Genomic DNA, 19,175 nt, shown 5'->3' with positions numbered 1-19,175 from the left:
GCCCCGGCGTCCGCTGACGGCGCCGGGGCGGCGTCGCCGTCGGGCTCGGCGGCGGCCGGACCGGGCACGCGCGCCGCGGCGGCGCTCCCGTCGGCCTTGGCCTGTCTGCGGGGGGCCGAGGACTGGAGCCCCACCCCTCCGGTGGTGCGGAACAGCTCGTCGGCGCCGGGCAGACTCACTCGGCGTGACACCGGGCGAGCACCTCCCTGGCGAGTTGGCGGTAGGCGGCGGCGCCGACGGAGTTGGACGCGTACGTGGTGATGGGCTCGCCCGCGACGGTGGTCTCCGGGAAGCGGACCGTACGGCCGATGACCGTGTGGTACACGTGGTCGTCGAACGCCTCGACCACGCGCGCGAGCACCTCGCGGCTGTGGACGGTGCGCGAGTCGTACATGGTGGCGAGGATGCCGTCCAGCTCCAGCTCGGGGTTGAGCCGCTCCTGGACCTTCTCGATGGTCTCGGTGAGCAGCGCCACCCCGCGCAGCGCGAAGAACTCGCACTCCAGCGGGACGATGACCTTGTGAGCGGCCGTCAGGGCGTTGACGGTCAGCAGGCCGAGCGAGGGCTGACAGTCGATCACGATGTAGTCGTAGTCGGACATCAGCGGCTTGAGCGCGCGCTGCAGCGTCGACTCGCGGGCCACCTCGCTGACGAGCTGGACCTCGGCCGCGGACAGGTCGATGTTGCTGGGCAGCAGGTCCATGTTGGGGACCGCGGTCTTCAGCAGCACCTCGTCGGCCGACATGCCCCGCTCCATGAGCAGGTTGTAGACCGTCAGGTCCAGCTCCATCGGGTTGACGCCCAGTCCGACGGAGAGCGCGCCCTGCGGGTCGAAGTCGACGAGCAGCACCCGGCGGCCGTACTCGGCCAGCGCGGCGCCCAGGTTGATGGTCGAGGTGGTCTTGCCGACCCCGCCCTTCTGGTTGCACATCGCGATGATCTTGGCCGGGCCATGGTCGGTCAGCGGGCCCGGGATCGGGAAGTACGGCAGCGGACGGCCGGTGGGGCCGATGCGCTCGCGGCGCTGGCGTGCGGCGTCCGGGGCCAGGGTGGCCGCGTACTCGGGGTCGGGCTCGTACTCCGCGTCGGGGTCGTAGAAGTGCCCGTCGGGCACCTCCTCGTAGTCGGCGAGACGAGCGGGATCACCGCCGCGGTCGCCGGCCATGGCGTTCACGTGTTGACCGTCCATGCTCTGGTGGGCTGTCGTCATGCTCTGGATGTCCTGCTGGCTTGCGAAGGTGTGGACAGCGACGGAGCCGACAGCGTGGAGTCCCGCAGGACTCTGGCCCTGCGCAGGCATTCCTGGTTGACCACCCCCGGGAGCAAATGTCGACTCATTCACAAGTCGTCCTACCTCCTTGGTGACCAGGAAACATCTAGATAGGTCAGCGTGGCACCATGCCGACGGTTGGCGACTCTATGGCGTGTCGGCGGTCCGCAGCAACACAATCCGCCGGAGACGGCACGATGTGTCGGCGATCGAACACCCTTCTGTCAAGGGCGTTCGGCGCGTCACCCGCACATTTTCCCGGCGGGGATCACCTCGGAAAAACCTACGGAAAACACCCCGGCAGGGCCTTGCGAACAAGACCCTGCCGGTTGTGCATTCCCGCTGTGGGCGCGCCCACGCCTCAGCCGAGGAGCGTGCTCAGTTCGACGGACGGAAGGCCGTGCGCCTCGGCGACCGGACCGTAAACGACCTGTCCCTCATGGACGTTGAGACCCTTGGCGAGCGCGGCGTCCCGGCTCAGCGCCTCCTGCCAGCCACGGTTGGCCAGCTCCACGATGTAGGGCAGCGTGGCGTTGGTCAGCGCGTAGGTGGAGGTGTTGGGCACCGCGCCCGGCATGTTGGCGACGCAGTAGAAGACGGAGTCGTGGACGGTGAAGGTCGGCTCCGCGTGGGTGGTCGGCTTCGAGTCCTCGAAGCAGCCGCCCTGGTCGATCGCAATGTCGACAAGTACACTTCCGGGCTTCATCTTGGCGACGAGCTCGTTGGTGACCAGCTTGGGGGCCTTGGCGCCCGGGATGAGGACGGCGCCGATGACGAGGTCGGCCTCGGTGACGGCCTTCTCCAGCTCGTAGGCGTTGGAGACGATCGTCTGCACCTTGGTGCCGAAGATTCTGTCGGCCTCGCGCAGCTTGTTGATGTCCTTGTCGAGCAGGGTGACGTGGAAGCCCATGCCGACGGCGATCTGCGTGGCGTTCCAGCCGGAGACGCCGGCGCCGATGACGACGGCCCTGCCGGCCGCCGTGCCCGGGACGCCGCCCGGCAGCACGCCGCGGCCGCCGGCCGAGCGCATCAGGTGGTACGCGCCGACCTGCGGGGCCAGCCGGCCCGCGACCTCGGACATCGGGGCCAGCAGCGGCAGCCCGCGGTTGGCCAGCTCGACGGTCTCGTACGCGATGGCGGTGGTGCCGGACTGCAGCAGGGCGTCCGTGCACTCGCGGGAGGCGGCCAGGTGCAGGTAGGTGAAGAGGGTCTGGCCCTTGCGCAGGCGGTGGTACTCCTCCGCGATCGGCTCCTTGACCTTCAGCAGCAGGTCGGCGGTGGCCCACACCTCGTCGGCCGTGTCCAGGATGGCCGCGCCGGCCGCGGTGTACTCCGCGTCCGTGATGGAGGAGCCGAGACCGGCCCCCTTCTCCACGACCACCTGGTGGCCGTGGCGCACCAGCTCGTGGACACCGGCGGGGGTGATGGCCACGCGGAACTCGTTGTTCTTGACCTCGCGGGGGATGCCGACCTTCACGTCGATCACGGTCCTTGAATCAGAGGTTTTCAGGCTAATCCGGATGTGCGGGGACACACCAGAGCAGACCGCGTCGATCGCGGCGCAACCAGTCTAATGAAGGAGGCCGAGCTGTCTAGCCTTACAAAGCACCAATCTTTGCGGATCCTGCCACCGAATTCGTAGGTTGCCCCTGGATGTACCCCACCGAGCAGGCGTTAAGCCCGCACCGCCGCGTCCATGGCCTCGACCGCCCGCCGCTGCGCCTCGGCCCCGGCCGGGTCCCCCAGCCGCTCCAGCAGGTCCGCCAGCCGCAGCCGGACCGCGGCCTCCAGCCGCCCGTCACCGGCCCGCCGCGCGCACTCGACCGCCTCGGCCCCGGTGCGCGCCGCCTCCTGCGGCCGGCCCAGGTGCTCCTGGGCGACCGCCGCCTCGCTCAGCGCCCGGGCGTGCCCGGCCGTGTCGCGCAGCCGGCGGAAGGCGGCGGCCGCGGCCCGCCAGTTGCGCAGGGACTCGCCCCACTCGCCGGCGCAGCCGTGCACCGCGCCCAGCCGCCCGTACAGCCGCGCCTCGTCGGCCAGTTCACCGCGCGTCAGCCGCAGTTCCAGGCCGCGCCGGTACCAGTCGGCGGACCGCTCCCAGTCCTCCAGCTCCCGGTAGGCGGAGGCGATCGACTCCAGCGACCGGCTCGTCGCGTACGGATCGCCGGCCTCGCGCGCGGACTGGAGCGCCTCGCGGTAACGGCCCAGCGCCTGCCGGGTGCGCCCGGCCCGCGCGTCCAGGTCGCCCAGGTTGAGCAGGGCCGCGGCCTTCTCCAGCGGCATCGAGCGGCGGCTCGCCACGTCCAGCACCAGCCGGTGCAGCCCGTACTGCTCGGGCCCGGCCTCCTCCGGGGGCAGGTGGGCGCCGAGCGCCCGGGTCAGCGCGGAGACCAGGCGCCGGGCCAGGGTGTCCAGCCCGCCGTCCTCCACCGCCAGCCGGGCTGCCGCCAGCAGCGCGGGCAGCCGGGAGCGCAGCCACTCCTCGGCGACGCGCGCCGAGGGGAAGCGCAGCGGGCGCGGGAGTTCGGCGACCCGTCTGCGGACGGACGGGTCGGCGAGCCCGGCCGCGGCCCGGCACGAGTGCAGCTGCCGCACGACCCGCTCCAGCATCCGGGCCCGCGCCAGCTCCACCTCGGCGGGCCGGTCGGTGGTCTCCAGCAGGCCCCGCAGCAGCGCGGCGAGCGCGCCCGGCACCTGGTACTGCGGCGGCAGCGCGCCGGGCGCGCCCGGGACGCCGTCCACCAAAACGGTGCGCAGCAGGCCGCGGGCGACGAAGTCCTCCAGCGCGGCCTGGGCGGCGGAGACCGAACAGCCCGCCAGCGCCGAGGCGGTGTGCGCGTCGGCCGGGCCGGCCGGGGCGAGCGCCAGCAGCCGCAGTATCCGGGCGTTGAGCGGGGGCAGCGCCTCGTAGGCCAGCCGGAGGGCGCGGGCCAGGGGACGGCCGGTGCCCTCGTGGCCCTCGGGGACGGGCAGTTCGCGCAGCCGCCGGACGGCGTCGGCCACCGACATCTTGGGGTGGGCCGCCAGCCAGCCCCCCACCAGGACGAGCGCCGCGGGCTGGCCGGCGCACTCCTGGACGACGGCGCTCGCGGCCGTCGGGTCGACGGTGATGCGGGTGGGTCCCGCGTACCGCTCCAGGAGGTCGACGGCGGGGGCCGTCTCCAGCCCGCCGAGCGTGCACGGCCGGACGTCGGGCACACCGGTCAGCGGGCCGCGGGCGACGGCGACGACCAGGCACTCCGGCTCGTCCGGCAGCAGCGGCTCCACGTGTTCCGCGCCCGGGGCGTCGTCCAGCAGCATCAGCACCCGACGGCCCGTCAGGGCGCCGCGCAGCGCGGCGGTCAGCTCGTCCTCGTCCGCCCCGGCGGGGGCGGCGGAGGTGGCGCCGAGCTCGGCGAGGAGGGCGCGGGCGGTGCGGTCGGTGGGGACGGGGGTGCCGTCGGCGTCCGTGAGGCGGGCGCGGAGTACTCCGTCCGGGTAGTCCCGCTCCAGCCGGCCGGCCAGCTCCTCGGCGAGGGCGGTGCGGCCGGAACCGGGGCGTCCGGCGACGAGCAGGATGCGGCAGCGGGGGCGTTTGCGACCGGAGAGGGTGTCGAGTCCGGTCCGGGCGATGTCGGCCCGCAGCTCCTTGAGTTCCCGGTCGCGCCCCGTGAACAGGCCGGTGGGCGTGCGGCCGGGGGCGGCCGCTCCCGACCGGCGGGGGCGCACGCCGGTCGCCACGGCCATTTCGTCGGTCTCCACGGGCCGAGCGTAGTTCAAAGGGACGAGTGGGGAGGTGAGCCGCGTCGCGGCTCTTCGTACCATCACCTATTCGGTTTGTGCGATGTGCGTTGGGGTGACGGTGGGGGGTGTTGCCCCTGGCCCGCCCTTTCTCCCCCAGAGGGGGTGCCCCCAGTTTCTCGCGCGCTCCGCGCGGGACAACGCGGCTTCGCCGCGTTCGTCCTCAAACTCCCCGGAAGAAACGGTGAAAGGGCGGGGCTGGGGACTACTCCTCGAACGGCCGCGCCGGCCACGGCGCGTTCGCCGGACGCAGCGCGTCCACGCCATCACCCGCCAGCACCGCCGACAGCGCCAGCACCCCCACCGTCAGGCACGTGTTGTGCAGCTCGCCGTCGAGCACCCCGCGGACCAGGTCCGCCAGCGGCACCCGCGCCAGCTCCATGTCCGCCTCCTCCTCGGAGACCTCGAAGCGCTCGCCCTCCACCTCGGAGAGGCCACGGGCCAGGAAGATGCGCAGCGCCTCGTCGCAGCCGCCGGGCGAGGTGAAGACGTCCGTCAGCACCCGCCAGTCCTCGGCCTTGACGTGCGCCTCCTCGAAGAGCTCGCGCTGCGCCGCGTGCAGCGGGTTCTCGCCGGGGATGTCCAGCAGGCCAGCCGGGATCTCCCAGAGCCGGTGCCGCACGGGGTGCCGGTACTGGTTGATCACCAGCACCCGGCCCTGCTCGTCGAGCGCGAGCACGGCCACCGACCCGGGGTGCACCTGGTAGTCGCGCTTGACCGTGGACCCGTCGGGCATGACCACCACGTCCGTCCGCGCGCTGGTCTTGTTGCCGGTGAACGGGGTCTCACTGGCGGTGACCTGCCACGACTCGGCGGTGTCCTTGATGCTGATGCCCATGTACGTCACGTCCTCCAGGAATGCGGAAACCGGGGCGGGCCCCCCTCGGAGAGGAGGCGCTCACCCCGGTCAACCGTATAAGACGGCGCAGGTCAGCCCTTCTGGCGCTCGACGGCCGCCTTCACCAGGCCCGCGAAGAGCGGGTGCGGGCGGGTCGGCCGGGACCGCAGCTCCGGGTGGGCCTGGGTGGCCACTAGGTACGGGTGGGCCTCGCGCGGGTACTCGACGAACTCGACGAGCTTGTTGTCCGGGGAGGTGCCGGAGAAGAGGATGCCCGCCTTCTTCTCCAGCTCCGCGCGGTACGCGTTGTTGACCTCGTACCGGTGACGGTGGCGCTCCTCGATGTACGGCTCGTCGCCGTAGACCTCGCGGACGATGGAGCCCTCGGCGAGCTTGGCCGGGTACATGCCCAGGCGCATCGTTCCGCCCAGATCGCCCTCGCCGGCGACGATGTCCATCTGCTCGGCCATGGTGGAGATCACCGGGTGGGCGGTCGCCGGCTCGAACTCGGTGGAGTTGGCGTCCGCGATGCCGGCCAGGTTGCGCGCGGCCTCGATGACCACGCACTGCAGGCCCAGGCAGAGGCCCAGCAGCGGGACCTTGTTCTCACGGGCGAAGGTGATCGCGCCGACCTTGCCGTTGACGCCGCGGTCGCCGAATCCGCCGGGGACGCAGATCGCGTCAACGTCGGAGAGCTGCTTCTTGGCACCGGCAGGGGTGACGCAGTCGTCCGACGTCACCCACTTGATCTTCACCCGGGCGCGGTTGGCGAAGCCACCCGCACGGATGGCCTCGGTGACCGAGAGGTAGGCGTCCGGCAGGTCGATGTACTTGCCGACCAGCGCGACGGTGACCTCGTGGTCCGGCTTGTGGACGCGGTCCAGCAGGTCGTCCCACTGCGCCCAGTCCACGTCGCGGAAGGGCAGGTCCAGCTTGCGGACGACGTAGGCGTCCAGGCCCTCGGTGTGCAGCACCTTGGGGATGTCGTAGATCGACGGGGCGTCGATGGCGGCCACCACCGCGTCCTCGTCGACGTCGCACATCAGCGAGATCTTGCGCTTGATCGCGGTCGGGACCTCGCGGTCGGCGCGCAGCACGATCGCGTCGGGCTGGATGCCGATGTTGCGCAGGGCGGCGACGGAGTGCTGGGTCGGCTTGGTCTTCAGCTCGCCGGAGGGGCCGATGTAGGGCAGCAGCGAGATGTGCACGACGAAGACGTTGTCGCGGCCGACCTCGTGGCGGACCTGACGCACGGTCTCCAGGAACGGCAGCGACTCGATGTCGCCGACCGTGCCGCCGACCTCGGTGATGACGACGTCGACGTCCTCGGTCGCCATGCGCCGGATGCGGTGCTTGATCTCGTTGGTGATGTGCGGGATGACCTGCACGGTGTCACCCAGGTACTCACCGCGCCGCTCCTTGGCGATCACCGAGGAGTACACCTGGCCGGTGGTGACGTTGGCGCTGCCGTCGAGGTCGACGTCGAGGAAGCGCTCGTAGTGGCCGATGTCCAGGTCGGTCTCGGCGCCGTCGTTGGTGACGAACACCTCGCCGTGCTGGAACGGGTTCATCGTGCCCGGGTCGACGTTCAGGTAGGGGTCGAGCTTCTGCATCGTCACGCGCAGACCGCGGGCCTTGAGCAGCGCGCCCAGGCTGGAGGCGGTCAGCCCCTTGCCGAGCGAGGAGGCGACACCCCCGGTGACGAAGAGGTGCTTGGTCGTCGTGGGCTTAGCGGCAATGGCCAAAGGGGGTCTCCCGTGGTCGCGAGGTGAGGTGCGTACCGGCGCCCACCCGGCGTCTTTGCGGGGGTGCCGTCGCTGCGGTCGAGGGGTCTTGCGCCCACCGGTCCACGGGGTACCAGGGTATCAGCGCCCCGAGGTGGCCGCCTCCGGTGACGCGGCGCGACGACCGTACGAACCGTGCGTCACAGGCCACCCATTCGGCACAGGATTCCCCGGCCAACCGTCGCGCATCCCCCAACTCGGCGTCGTATCCTGCTCGGACACACGCAGCGAGCCGGCCGGCACGGCACCATCCCGCCCTCCTCCAGCCACCTCCCCCAGCCTCCACCGGGGGCATTCCCACCAAGGGCAGGACCCCCTTCCGGATCCACAGGCTCGTCAACAGATCACAGATCACAAGATCGCTTCGCTTGACCGCCAGAGGCCCCTTTCCGGGGTCACGATGCCGTTCGACTGGAGATGACGTGGCCGGGCGTATCGAGGATTACGCACTCATCGGCGACATGCAGACCGCCGCGCTGGTCTGCCGGGACGGCACGGCCGACTGGCTGTGCCTACCGCGGTTCGATTCCCATGCGGCGTTCGCCGGGCTGCTGGGCACGGAGGAACACGGCTACTGGCGGATCGGCCCCGCGCACCCCTCGGGGGCCGCCCCGCCGCGCGCCGACCGCCGCCGCTACCGGGGGGACTCCCTGGTCCTGGAGTCCGAGTGGGACACCGCCCGCGGCACCGTCCGCATCATCGACTTCATGCCGCCGCGCGACGGCGCCCCCCAGCTGATCCGGATCGTGGAGGGCGTCAGCGGCCGGGTGCCGATGCGCTCCGCGCTGCGGATGCGGTTCTCCTACGGGCGCGTGGTGCCCTGGGTACACAAGGTGGGCGACCGCACCGTGGCCGTCGCCGGGCCCGACTCGGTGTGGCTGGACACCACCGCCGAGACCTTCGGCAAGGACCTGACGACCTACTCGGACTTCACCGTCTCCCCCGGTGAGCGCGTGGCCTTCGCCATCAGCTGGCAGCCCTCGCACGGCGGGCCGCCGGCCCTGCCCGACCCGGAGGGGTCGCTGGAGGCCACCGAGGGCTTCTGGCGGGACTGGGTCGAGCACTGTACGTACCACGGCCCCTACCGGGACGCCGTCGTCCGCTCGCTGATCACGCTCAAGGCCCTGACGTACGCGCCCACCGGCGGCATCGTCGCCGCGCCGACCACCTCGCTGCCCGAGGACATCGGCGGCTCGCGGAACTGGGACTACCGCTTCACCTGGCTGCGGGACGCCGCGATCACCCTCTCGTCGCTGCTGCGCACCGGCTACCGCGAGGAGGCCCGCGCCTGGCGCGAGTGGCTGCTGCGGGCCGTCGCCGGCGACCCGGAGAACCTCCAGATCATGTACGGCATCGCCGGCGAGCGCGAGCTCAGCGAGGCCGAGCTGCCGTGGCTGCCGGGGTACGAGAACTCGCAGCCGGTCCGGGTCGGCAACGGCGCGGCGGGCCAGCTCCAGCTGGACGTGTACGGCGAGATGATCGAGGCCCTGCACCTGGCGCACATGACGGGCCTGGCCCGCAACGACTACGCCTCGCTCCTCCAGCTGCGCCTGATCAGCTACCTGGAGGACCACTGGAACGAGCCCGACGAGGGCATCTGGGAGGTGCGCGGCCCGCGCCGGCACTTCGTCCACTCCAAGGTGATGGCCTGGGTGGCGGTGGACCGCACGATCAAGCTCATCGAATCGGGCGACGTGGACGGCCCGTTGGAGCGCTGGCGGGAGCTGCGCGACGACATCCACCGCGACGTGTGCGAGAAGGGCTACGACAAGGAGCGCAACACCTTCACCCAGTCCTACGGCTCCAAGGAGCTGGACGCCTCGCTGCTGCTGATCCCGCAGATGGGCTTCCTGCCGCCCGACGACAAGCGCGTCATCGGCACCATCGAGGCGATCCAGCGCGAGCTGTCCACCTCCGACGGCTTCGTCCTGCGCTACCCGACGGCCGGCGACGAAGCGGGCGTGGACGGGCTGGAGGGCGACGAAGGGGCCTTCCTGGCCTGCTCGTTCTGGCTCGCGGACGACCTGGCGATGATCGGCCGGGTGGACGAGGCCCGCCAGCTCTTCGAGAAGCTGCTGGCGCTCCGGAACGACCTGGGGCTGCTCGCGGAGGAGTGGGACCCGCACCTCAAGCGGCAGGTGGGCAACTTCCCGCAGGCCTTCAGCCACGTCCCGCTGATCGACACGGCGCTGCGGCTGACGGCGTCGAGCGCCTTCGGGGGCTGAGGAGCCGGGCGGCTTCAGCGGCTGAGCGGCTCATGGGCTCAAGGTGAACCTGCGGTGTCCCGTAGGTTCACCCCATGGAACCCCACGGCATCGTCACCGTCGCCCGCGCCCTCGAACTCCCCGCCCTGCGGCGGGGACTGCCCGAGGTGATGGCCGGCGCCGACGGGCTGCACCGCCCCGTGCGCTGGGCGCACGCCGGCGAGGCCCCGCACATCGCCGCCCTCCTCAAGGGCGGCGAGCTGCTGCTCACCACCGGCCTGGGCCTGGGCGACCGGCCCGCCGAACAGCGCGCGTTCGTCCGCGGGCTGGCCGAACGGGACATCGCGGCCCTGGTGGTGGAGCTCGGGGCGCGCTTCCGCACGCTGCCGGCCGCGGCGGTGGACACCGCGCGCTCGTGCGGCCTGCCGCTCGTCCAGCTGCACCGGGAGGTGCCGTTCGTCGCGGTGACCGAGGAGATCCACACCGAGCTGGTCAACGAGCACTACGCGGTGCTGCGGCGCGCGGAGGAGCTCCACGACCGGTGCACCCGGGCGCTGTTGGACGGCGGCGGGGTGCCGGAAGTGCTGCGGCTGCTCGCCGGTTTCACCGGCAACCCCGTCTTCCTGGAGGCGCCCGAGGGGCGGCTCCTGTACGCGGCCGGGGGACCCGATCCCGGGCCGCTCCAGGTCTGGGACGGGCTGCGCGAGGCCCGGCCCGCGGGGCGGGTGGAGGTCCCGGTGCCCGGGCGGGGGCCGGGGGCCCCGCGCGCCCGGCTCGTCGTCCTGCCGGTCAACGGGCCGGCCGCGCCGGTGCACCGGATCGCCGCCGACCGTACGGCCGCGCTGCTGGCCGTCGTCCTCCTCCAGGCCCGCCAGGAGGAGGAGCTCGCCGCCCGGGGGCGCGGCGACTTCCTCACCGACCTCGCCGAGGACCGGCTCGACCCGGCCGACGCCCCCGCCCAGGCCCGCGTCCTGGGCTTCCGCCCCGGGCCCGGGCCGCTGCTGCCGGTGATGATGAAGCTGCCGTGCCGGGACGGCGGTTGGGCGGCGCTCACCTGCGCGGTGCAGGAGGAGCTGACGGCGGTGGGGGTGCCGGTGCTGCTGGGCGTGCGGCTGCCGGAGGGGCGCATGCCGCTGCTGGCCGCGCTGCGCGACGCGGCGGACCGGCCCGCGGTGGCCGCCCGGCTGGCGGCCGCGCTGCGCGCCGGGGCGCGGCGGGTCCGGGCCCGGCCGCCGGTGGTGGTCGTCGGCGCGCCGGCGGACTGGGCGTCGGCCGGGGCGGGGCTGCGGCACGCCGCCGAGGCGGCGGAGGCGGCGCCCGGGCTGCCCGACCGGGAGTGGTACGACGCGCGGGCGCTGGACGTCGACCTGCTTCTGTGGCGCCTTCGGGCCGGGGACGATCTCACCGCCTTCGTGGACCGGGCCCTCGGCCCGCTCCTCGCCCATGACGCCTCCGCGCGGGCGGAGTTGCTCCCCACGCTGGATGTGTATCTGCGCCATGCCGGCCGCAAGGCGGAGACGGCGCGCGCCCTCCACGTCAACCGTCAGACGCTGTACGACCGGCTCGGCCGGATAGCCGGGCTGCTGGGCATGGATCTGGACGATCCGGATACGCGGTTGACCTTGGGGCTGGCGCTGCGGGCGCGGCGCGTGGTGGTGTGAGTCTGCCCCTGCCCCGCCCTTTCACCGTTTTCTCGCGCGCTCCGCGCGAGGGCAATGCGGCTGCGCCGCGCTCGTCCTCAAGCGCCGGAAGGCGCTTCAGGGGTGCAGGGGGCGGAGCCCCCGCTCAACGCGGCGAAGCCGCGTTGCGGGCCCCGGGGCTTGCCCCGGAAGAAACGGTGAAAGTGGGGGTGCCCCCTTGGGGGAGGGCCAGGGGCACCCTCCCCCAGGGCGCGCTTCAGCGCCACCCGCTCAACTCGTCGTACACGCTCAGCACATGAGCCACCGCGTCGTCCTCCGACGGCCACTCCCCCAGCCTCACCCGCCCCGCCATCACCAGCCGCTCCCGCCGCGACGGATCCTCCAGCAGCCCGGTCACGGCAAGCGCCAGCGCCCCCGCGTCCCCGTACGGCACCAACTCCGCCGCGTCGCCCACCAGATCGGGCACCCCGCCCACCGACGTCGCCACCAGCGGCACCCCCGCCTGGAAGGCCTCCTGCGCCAGCAGGGAGCGCGCCTCCCAGCGGCTGGGCAGGATCGCGACGTCCGCGGCGGCCAGCAGCTGCGGAACGTCGTCGCGCCGGCCGACGAGCCGGACGGGCAGGCACTCGTCCTCGATGCGGCGCTGCAGCGCCCCCCGCTCCGGCCCCTCCCCGGCGACGAGGAGCAGCGGCTCGGGGTCCAGGTGGCGCCAGGCGCGGGCGGCGTCCAGCAGCGGTCCGTACCCCTGCTCCGCCTCCAGGCGCCCGACGGCGAGGAGCAACGGGCGTCCCATCACGCCCAGTTCGGCGAGGAGCTTGTCCCGCAGCGGGTCGTCCCCGTCGTCGGGGAGCGCGCGCGGCGCCGGAAGCGCCACCGCCGCCAGCCGCGCGTCCCGCGCGCCGCGCAGCCGCGCCTGGTCCACCAGGTCCGGGGAGGGCGCGAGCACGACCGCGGCGCCGCGCGCGGCCCGGCGCTCCATGAGCCGGACGACGTGGGCCCGGGCGCCCGCCGCGCACACCCGCCGGTACCAGGTGACCACCAGCGGCGTCGCGCGCCCGCGGAGCGCGAGCGCCGCGAGGACGCCCCAGCGCAGCCCGTGCGCGTGGACCACGTCCGCGTGCGCGCTCGCGGCGCGGATCCCGGCGACCACGAGCGCGTCCGTCCCGGCCGGGAGCGCCTCGAACGAGGCGCCCGCCCCGGTGAATCCGTACCGCGCCTCCGCGCACCCGGCCGCGCAGACCGTCACCCGCAGACCGCGCGCGACCAGCCCGCCGGCCAGCGACCGCACATGGGCGCCGCTGCCCCCGCCCCCGCCGCCCAGGACCTGGACGGCGTGCAGGGGCGGCCGCCCGTGGGACGTGCCGGGTGTGCTGCTCACGCGGGAGTGACTCCTGGGTCGGGAGGGGCAGTCGGCTGGGGGACAACGGCGCGGTGCCGAGCCCAGGATGCCAGCCGCCACCGACATCCACGCACCACCGCTCCGCGCGCGGCCCGCCCTGTCTCGCCCGCACATCTGCGGATTCACCCGGTTTGGGGATGACGAGACCGTTACGGCCCCTTACGTCGCCGCGCCTGCCACTGAAGTCACCGCCCCGGCCTCCGATGCCGTCGTCCCGGCCCGGTGTCACCGTCCCGCGCGCGCCGCCTCCAGCAGCTCCTCGGCGTGGGCGCGGGCCAGTTGGGAGTCCTCCTGCCCCGCCAGCATCCGGGAGAGCTCGCGCACCCGGTCCTCGCCCTCCATGGCCTTGACCCCGCTGCGGGTCACCGAGCCCTCGTGGGTCTTCTCGACGACGAGGTGCCGGTCGGCGAACGCGGCCACCTGCGGCAGGTGGGTGACGACCACGACCTGCGCGGTCCGGGCCAGCCGCGCCAGCCGGCGGCCCACCTCGACGGCGGCGCGCCCGCCGACGCCCGCGTCGACCTCGTCGAAGAGGTACGTGGGCACCGGGTCGGAGCCCGCGAACACCACCTCCACCGCCAGCATCACGCGGGAGAGTTCACCGCCGGAGGCGCCCTTGGCGATGGGCCGCGGCTGGGCGCCGGGGTGCGGGGTGAGCAGCAGCTCGACGTCGTCGGCGCCGTGCGGCCCGAAGGTGACGGCGCGCCCGCCGACCTCGATGCCCGCCGCCTCGTCGTCCGTCGCGTTCTGCCGGATCGCGAAGGACACCCGCGCGTGCGGCATCGCCAGCTCCGCCAGCTCGGCCGTGACGGCCTCGGCGAACCGCCCGGCCGCCTCGGCGCGGGCGTCGCTCAGCTCCTGTGCCAGCGCGCCGAGTTCGGCGCGCAGCGCGTCGCGCTCGGCGGTGAGCTCCGTGATCCGTTCGTCGTCGCCCTCCAGCTCGCCGAGGCGCTCGGCGCTCCGTTCGGCCCAGGCGAGCACGGCCGTGATGTCCTCGCCGTACTTGCGCGTCAGGTGCGTCAGCGCCGCGCGCCGCTCCTCGACGGCGGCCAGCCGGCGCGGATCGGCGTCCAGGTCGCCGGCGTACCCGGCGAGTTCGCCGGCCACGTCGGCGATCAGGATGCCGATCTCGCCGATCCGGCCGGCGAGGGCGGCGAGGGCCGGGTCGTGGGAGCGCACGGCCTCCAGGGCCCGGTGCGCCCCGGCGACCAGGGCGGACGCCTCCACGCCCTCGGGGTCCTCGGGGTCGCCGGCCAGCGCCGCGTGGGCGGCGGTGGCGGCGGAGGCGAGGGACTCGGCGTGGCCCAGCCGCTCGGCCTCGGCGGCCAGTTCGGCGTCCTCGCCGGGCAGCGGCTCGGTGGCGGCGACCTCGTCGAGGCCGAACCGCAGCAGGTCCGCCTCCTGGGCGCGCTCGCGGGCGCGGGTGCTCAGCTCGTCCAGCTCCGCGGCGACGGCCTTGATCCGCCGGTGGGCGTCGGCGTACTTGGCGAGCGGCGCGGCCACCGCGTCCCCCGCGTACCGGTCGAGGGCCTCGCGCTGCCGCGCCGGGCGCAGCAGCCCCTGCTGGTCGGTCTGGCCGTGCACGGCGACGAGGTCGTCGGCGAGCTCGCCCAGCAGCCCGACGGGCACGCTCCGGCCGCCGAGGTGGGCGCGGGAGCGCCCCTCGGCGGAGAGCGTGCGGCTGACGAGCAGCGTGCCGTCGTCGAGCTCGGCGCCCGCCTCCTCGGCCCGCACGGCCGCGGGCGACCGGCGGTCGACGGCGATCCGCCCCTCGACCACCGCCGCCTTGGCACCGACCCGCACCAGGGCGGGGTCGGCCCGGCCACCGAGCAGCAGCCCGAGGCTCGTGACAACCATGGTCTTGCCGGCACCGGTCTCGCCCGTCACCGCGGTGAAACCGGGTGACAGCTCGACCACCGCGTCATCGATGACGCCCAAGGACCGGATCCGCATCTCCTCCAACACGGATACGACCATACGAGGTTCCGGGGCCCCCTCGCGACGGCCGCCCCCCGGCCCGGTCCCCTGGGGAGAACCCCACCGCCGGTCCGGGTGGCCGCCCCATGGTGCCCGTACACCCGTCCCCACCAGCCTGGATTCATGAACGCACCCACCCGTCGCACCGCCATCGCCCTGCTGACCACAACCCTCGCCCTGACCACAACCGCCGTCGGGAACTCGGTGGCGTCCCCCGCCGCGCCCACGGCGGCTGCCGGACTCGACGGCCTGTGGCGCTCGGAGGGCTACGGGACGGTCGTCTCGATCGCGGACGGCGGGCGGCGGCTGCGCACCTGGGAGACCACCGCCGTCAGCTGCCTGCCCGGGGCGCCGGACGCGAAGGGGAACGGCTCCGGCCGCTTCACCGACGCGGAGGGCTCGGGGCTGACGGTCTCCCCCGACGGCACGGGCCGGCTGCGGATGGCCTTCGACGAGGGCGTCGGCCACCGCGTCCTGCGCCGGACCGCCGCGCTGCCGGCCGGCTGCGCGGAGAAGCCGCGGACGGACCCGCGCCGGGTCTTCGACGTCTTCTGGCAGACCTACGCCGAGAACTACCCCTTCTTCGCCGCCCACGGCGTGGACTGGCGGGCCGTGCGCGACCGCTACCGGCCCCGGATCACCGCGCGGACGGGCGACGACGAGCTGTTCGCCGTCCTGCGGGAGATGATCGAGCCGCTGCACGACGGGCACACGAGCATCGACGCCGGTCCGGGACGGCGCTTCGGCGGGCACCGTGCCGACACCGTCATGCCCACGCGGGAGTCCATCGTCCGGACCGACAAGGCGGTCGCCGAGGCCGTCGGAGCGCCCCTGCGCAGCTGGGCGCAGGGCGCGGTCTCCTACGCGGACCTGCCCGACGGTCTCGGATACCTGCGGATCACCCGCTTCACCCGCTTCGCCGCGAAGGGCGGCCCCCAGGCGGACGCGGCCGAGCTGGACCGCGCCCTGGACGCGGTCTTCACGCCGTCCCGCGTCCGCTCCCTGCGGGGCCTGGTTCTCGACCTCCGCTTCAACGGCGGCGGTTCCGACCGGCTGGGCATCCGCGTCGCGCAACGGCTCACGGACCGGCCGTACGTGGCCTACCTCAAGCACGCGCGCTCCGACCCGCGGGACCCCCGGCGCTTCACCCCCGAGGTCCCCGTCCGCGTGGAGCCGCACGCCGGCCCGGCCTACACCGGCCCGCTGGCGGTGCTGACCGGCCGGCTGACGATCAGCGCGGGCGAGACGTTCACGCAGGCGCTGATGGGCCGGGCGTCCGCGCCGACGCGGATCGGTGAGAACACGCAGGGTTCGTTCTCGGACGTCCTGGAGCGGAGGCTCCCCAACGGCTGGACGTTCGGCCTCCCGAACGAGGAGTTCATGACGGCGGATCCGCAGCGGCGGACGTACGACGTGACGGGCATCCCGCCGCAGGTGCGCACGCCGGTCTTCACGGAGGAGGAGTTCGCGGGGCACCGGGATTCGGCGCTGGCGAAGGCGCGGCGGTTGCTGACGGCCGGCCGTCGTTGAGAGTCGAGCGCCGGACGGGCTGATTCAGCCCGTCCGGCGCTCGGGGACGAACGTGGCGCAGCCGCGTTGCACCCGCGCGCAGCGCGCGAGAAACGGTGAAAGCCGGGGTGCCCCCTCCGGGGGAGGGTCCGGGGCAAACCCCCTCGGCAAACGCCTAGTGCGGAGCGCCCCTCCACCCCGCCACCGGCAGCGCGAACTTCGCCACCAACCGGTCGGTGAACGACGCGTGATGCAGCCGCGCCAGGCGAACCGGCACCGCCCCCCGCCGCACCTCCACCCGCGCCCCCGCCGGCAGCTCCACGCTCCGCCGCCCGTCGCACCACAGCACCCCGTTCGGCGTCTGCGGCTGCACCTCCACGGCGAGCACCGAGTCCGGCGCCGTCACCAGCGGCTTGGCGAAGAGCGCGTGGGCGCTGATGGGCACCATCAGCAGCGCCTCGACCTCGGGCCACACCACGGGCCCGCCCGCCGAGAAGGCGTACGCCGTCGACCCGGTCGGCGTCGCACACACCACACCATCGCCGCCGAAGCGCGACACGGGCCGCCCGTCGACCTCCGTGACGACCTCGATCACCCGCTCCCGCGCCGCCTTCTCCACCGACGCCTCGTTGAGCGCCCAGTCCGTGTGCACGACGTGCCCGTCGGTCCGGACGAGGACGTCGAGGGTCATGCGCTCCTCGACCTCGTACTCCCGGGTCACCACCCGGTCCACGACCTTGTCGAGGTCGTCGCGCTCCGCCTCCGCGAGGAAGCCGACGCGGCCGAGGTTGACGCCGAGCATCGGCACCCCGGAGACCCTGGCGAACTCCGCGCCGCGCAGCAGCGTCCCGTCACCCCCGAGGACGACGAGCAGCTCGCAGCCCTCCAGCACGTCCGGGTGGTCCGGGCCGGTCTCCACCCGTTCGACGGAGGACGGCAGCGGCAGGTCGGCGGCCTCCTCGGCCAGCACCCGGACGCCGATGCCGCAGCGCAGCAGTCCCTGGACGACGAGCTCCGCGCTGCGGATGGCCGCGGGGCGGCCGGTGTGCGCGAGCAGGAAGACGGTGCGTCTGTCTGTTGCTTCTGTAGTGGTCAACGAGGCCCCTCCGCCACTGCACGGTCAACGTCCGCCGGGTCCAGTTCGGGCGCACCGGCGCGCAGCCACAGAAAGTACTCGACGTTGCCGGAGGGACCGGGCAGCGGGCTGGCGGTGACGCCGAGGACGCCGAGCCCCAGTCCGGCCGCGCGGCGGGCGACCTCCTTCACCGCCTCGGCACGCAGCTCGGGGCTGCGCACCACGCCGCCGCTGCCGAGCCGTTCCTTGCCGACCTCGAACTGCGGCTTGACCATCATCACCAGGTCGGCGCCGGGCGCGGTGCAGGCCACCAGGGCGGGCAGGACGAGGCCGAGCGGGATGAACGACAGGTCGCCGACGACGAGGTCGACCGGCTTCCCGTCGATCTGCTCCGGCGTCAGCTCGCGGACGTTCGTCCGGTCCTTGACGGTGACCCGCTCGTCGCTCTGCAGGGACCAGGCGAGCTGCCCGTAGCCGACGTCGACGGCGACGACGTGCGCGGCACCGGCGCGCAGCAGCACGTCGGTGAAGCCGCCGGTCGAGGCCCCGGCGTCGAGGGCTCGGCGCCCTTCGACCTCCAGCCCCCGCGGGACGAACGCGGCGAGCGCGCCGGCGAGCTTGTGCCCGCCGCGGGAGACGTAGTCGGGATCGTTGTCGTCCTGGGCGACGACGAGCGCGGCGCTGGTCTCCACCTGGGTGGCGGCCTTGGTGGCCGTCGCGCCGCCGACGGTCACCCGGCCCGCGGCGATCAGCTGGCTCGCGTGCTCGCGGGAACGGGCCAGCTTCCGGCGCACCAGCTCAGCGTCGAGTCGTCGGCGGGTCACGGCCACGTGCGGTTCAGCTCCTGTTGTCGAGTGCGGCGAGGGCGTCCTTGAGCCCTCGGTGTACATCCTCGTACACCGCGAGGTGACCGTCGGCGTCGAGGTGGTCGGCGTCCGCCAGCCGTTCGAGGTGCTCGTCCACGTCGGGGTGGCCCGTGGGGGTCCGGTCGATCCCGAGGGGGCGTGTGCTGCTGTCGGTCATGCTCCCGACGCTACCCCGGAACGGGTGTTTCGCCGGTGTTCTCCTCCCACTGGGGTACCGTCCAGTGCGATGGCGACGATCGAGGAGTGCCGCGCGGCGCTCGACAGACTGGCGGAGAACCTCGCGGGAGCGGACGAGGGCCTGCGCGGCTCGGCGATGCCGGACCGCTCGCTCAGCTGCCACGTGACGGATCTGGACGTGACCTTCGTCGGCCACCTGCGGGAGGGCCACATCAGGGAGGTCCGCACGATGCCGGGCGTGCCGGAGCGACAGGCGGAGATCGCGCTGGAGATGACGGGCGACGACTTGGTGGCCCTGGTGGACGGCCGTCTCAACTTCGCCCGGGCGTGGGCGAACGGCCGCGTCCGCCTGAAGGCGGGCTTGCGGGATGTGCTGCGCCTGCGGGCGATTCTGTAAGGGTTGCCGCCCCTCCCCACCCTTTCACCGTTTCTCGCGCGCTCCGCGCGAATCCGGCCCGTCTGGGGGTTGCCCCCTCCGGGGAGTTCGAGGACAGCGCCCGAAGGGCGCTCCGGGGGCCAGGGGGCGAAGCCCCCGGTCAACGCGGCGCAGCCGCGGTTCAGGCCCCCGGGGGCCGCCCCCGGAGAAACGGGGGAAGGGGGGGCCGGGGGGGGACGCACCCCCCCCCCCCCCCCCCCCCCCCCCCCCCCCCCCCCCCCCC

General features: G+C 73.8%; 14 protein-coding genes and 1 pseudogene. 4 read left to right on the top strand and 11 right to left on the bottom strand.

Annotated elements, in window-relative coordinates; translation table 11 throughout:
* The 6 genes and pseudogenes from I5Q34_RS20110 to I5Q34_RS20085 all read right to left on the bottom strand — a co-directional run.
* Positions 1 to 191 (bottom strand): annotated as a pseudogene (locus I5Q34_RS20110) (hypothetical protein); the annotation flags it as partial.
* Complete coding sequence (locus I5Q34_RS20105; RefSeq protein WP_199893703.1) at positions 176 to 1,300, bottom strand: ParA family protein; 1,125 nt, start codon at positions 1,298 to 1,300, stop codon at positions 176 to 178. The pseudogene I5Q34_RS20110 and the gene I5Q34_RS20105, both read right to left, overlap by 16 nt.
* A 331-nt stretch (positions 1,301 to 1,631) precedes the next feature.
* Positions 1,632 to 2,747, bottom strand: coding sequence for an alanine dehydrogenase (gene ald / locus I5Q34_RS20100; RefSeq protein WP_199894282.1), 1,116 nt, complete (start codon positions 2,745 to 2,747; stop codon positions 1,632 to 1,634).
* A 197-nt stretch (positions 2,748 to 2,944) separates the two neighbouring features.
* Positions 2,945 to 4,993 (bottom strand): tetratricopeptide repeat protein, encoded by a 2,049-nt coding sequence (locus I5Q34_RS20095; protein WP_199894281.1) that lies wholly within the window; start codon positions 4,991 to 4,993, stop codon positions 2,945 to 2,947.
* Positions 4,994 to 5,252: 259 nt separating this feature from the next.
* On the bottom strand, positions 5,253 to 5,879 hold the full coding sequence (locus I5Q34_RS20090) for an NUDIX hydrolase (RefSeq protein WP_199894280.1): 627 nt from the start codon (positions 5,877 to 5,879) through the stop codon (positions 5,253 to 5,255).
* A 98-nt stretch (positions 5,880 to 5,977) separates the two neighbouring features.
* A complete protein-coding gene (locus I5Q34_RS20085) occupies positions 5,978 to 7,630 on the bottom strand; it encodes a CTP synthase (RefSeq protein ID WP_234429167.1) in 1,653 nt (550 codons plus the stop codon).
* 500 nt (positions 7,631 to 8,130) lie between these two features.
* Here I5Q34_RS20085 and I5Q34_RS20080 point away from each other — a divergent pair, with 500 nt between their 5' ends.
* Together I5Q34_RS20080 and I5Q34_RS20075 are read left to right on the top strand one after the other, a co-directional pair.
* Positions 8,131 to 9,894: a glycoside hydrolase family 15 protein gene (locus I5Q34_RS20080; RefSeq protein WP_234429282.1), complete on the top strand. Its 1,764-nt coding sequence runs from the start codon at positions 8,131 to 8,133 to the stop codon at positions 9,892 to 9,894.
* Between the two features lie 74 nt (positions 9,895 to 9,968).
* Complete coding sequence (locus I5Q34_RS20075; RefSeq protein ID WP_199893701.1) at positions 9,969 to 11,534, top strand: PucR family transcriptional regulator; 1,566 nt, start codon at positions 9,969 to 9,971, stop codon at positions 11,532 to 11,534.
* A 235-nt stretch (positions 11,535 to 11,769) separates the two neighbouring features.
* On the opposite strand, the gene I5Q34_RS20070 is transcribed toward I5Q34_RS20075, so the two are convergent.
* Both I5Q34_RS20070 and recN read right to left on the bottom strand, forming a co-directional pair.
* On the bottom strand, positions 11,770 to 12,891 hold the full coding sequence (locus tag I5Q34_RS20070) for a glycosyltransferase family 4 protein (protein WP_277965367.1): 1,122 nt from the start codon (positions 12,889 to 12,891) through the stop codon (positions 11,770 to 11,772).
* A 246-nt stretch (positions 12,892 to 13,137) separates the two neighbouring features.
* On the bottom strand, positions 13,138 to 14,889 hold the full coding sequence (recN, locus tag I5Q34_RS20065) for a DNA repair protein RecN (RefSeq protein ID WP_199893699.1): 1,752 nt from the start codon (positions 14,887 to 14,889) through the stop codon (positions 13,138 to 13,140).
* A 123-nt stretch (positions 14,890 to 15,012) separates the two neighbouring features.
* Here recN and I5Q34_RS20060 point away from each other — a divergent pair, with 123 nt between their 5' ends.
* Entirely contained in the window at positions 15,013 to 16,419 is a 1,407-nt protein-coding gene (locus tag I5Q34_RS20060) for a S41 family peptidase (RefSeq protein ID WP_199893698.1), read from the top strand.
* Positions 16,420 to 16,573: 154 nt separating this feature from the next.
* Here the strand turns inward: I5Q34_RS20060 and I5Q34_RS20055 are convergent, their stop codons facing one another.
* From I5Q34_RS20055 to I5Q34_RS20045, 3 genes are read right to left on the bottom strand one after another with little or no spacing between them, the layout of a single operon-like run.
* Positions 16,574 to 17,494 (bottom strand): NAD kinase, encoded by a 921-nt coding sequence (locus I5Q34_RS20055; RefSeq protein WP_199893697.1) that lies wholly within the window; start codon positions 17,492 to 17,494, stop codon positions 16,574 to 16,576.
* Positions 17,491 to 18,297 (bottom strand): TlyA family RNA methyltransferase, encoded by an 807-nt coding sequence (locus tag I5Q34_RS20050; RefSeq protein WP_199894278.1) that lies wholly within the window; start codon positions 18,295 to 18,297, stop codon positions 17,491 to 17,493. The genes I5Q34_RS20055 and I5Q34_RS20050 overlap by 4 nt, the downstream gene beginning before the upstream one ends.
* Before the next feature lie 13 nt (positions 18,298 to 18,310).
* On the bottom strand, positions 18,311 to 18,496 hold the full coding sequence (locus I5Q34_RS20045; protein WP_199894345.1) for a hypothetical protein: 186 nt from the start codon (positions 18,494 to 18,496) through the stop codon (positions 18,311 to 18,313).
* A gap of 69 nt (positions 18,497 to 18,565) precedes the next feature.
* Between I5Q34_RS20045 and I5Q34_RS20040 the strand changes: the two genes are divergently transcribed.
* Entirely contained in the window at positions 18,566 to 18,913 is a 348-nt protein-coding gene (locus I5Q34_RS20040; protein ID WP_199893696.1) for a sterol-binding protein, read from the top strand.
* Positions 18,914 to 19,175: the final 262 nt, after the last annotated feature.

Origin of the sequence: Streptomyces sp. AV19, from assembly GCF_015999245.1 — a bacterium.
Classification (GTDB): Bacteria; Actinomycetota; Actinomycetes; order Streptomycetales; family Streptomycetaceae; genus Streptomyces.
This window is presented reverse-complemented; position numbering and strand designations above follow the sequence as displayed.

What these genes read in the sequence shown, in the direction of transcription:
- I5Q34_RS20105 (WP_199893703.1), bottom strand. Translation starts at nt 1,300, where the DNA reads ATGCCTGCGCAGGGCCAGAGTCCTGCGGGACTCCACGCTGTCGGCTCC.
- I5Q34_RS20095 (WP_199894281.1), bottom strand. Translation starts at nt 4,993, where the DNA reads ATGGCCGTGGCGACCGGCGTGCGCCCCCGCCGGTCGGGAGCGGCCGCC.
- I5Q34_RS20080 (WP_234429282.1), top strand. Translation starts at nt 8,131, where the DNA reads ATGCAGACCGCCGCGCTGGTCTGCCGGGACGGCACGGCCGACTGGCTG.
- I5Q34_RS20075 (WP_199893701.1), top strand. Translation starts at nt 9,969, where the DNA reads ATGGAACCCCACGGCATCGTCACCGTCGCCCGCGCCCTCGAACTCCCC.
- recN (WP_199893699.1), bottom strand. Translation starts at nt 14,889, where the DNA reads ATGGTCGTATCCGTGTTGGAGGAGATGCGGATCCGGTCCTTGGGCGTC.
- I5Q34_RS20060 (WP_199893698.1), top strand. Translation starts at nt 15,013, where the DNA reads ATGAACGCACCCACCCGTCGCACCGCCATCGCCCTGCTGACCACAACC.
- I5Q34_RS20045 (WP_199894345.1), bottom strand. Translation starts at nt 18,496, where the DNA reads ATGACCGACAGCAGCACACGCCCCCTCGGGATCGACCGGACCCCCACG.
- I5Q34_RS20040 (WP_199893696.1), top strand. Translation starts at nt 18,566, where the DNA reads ATGGCGACGATCGAGGAGTGCCGCGCGGCGCTCGACAGACTGGCGGAG.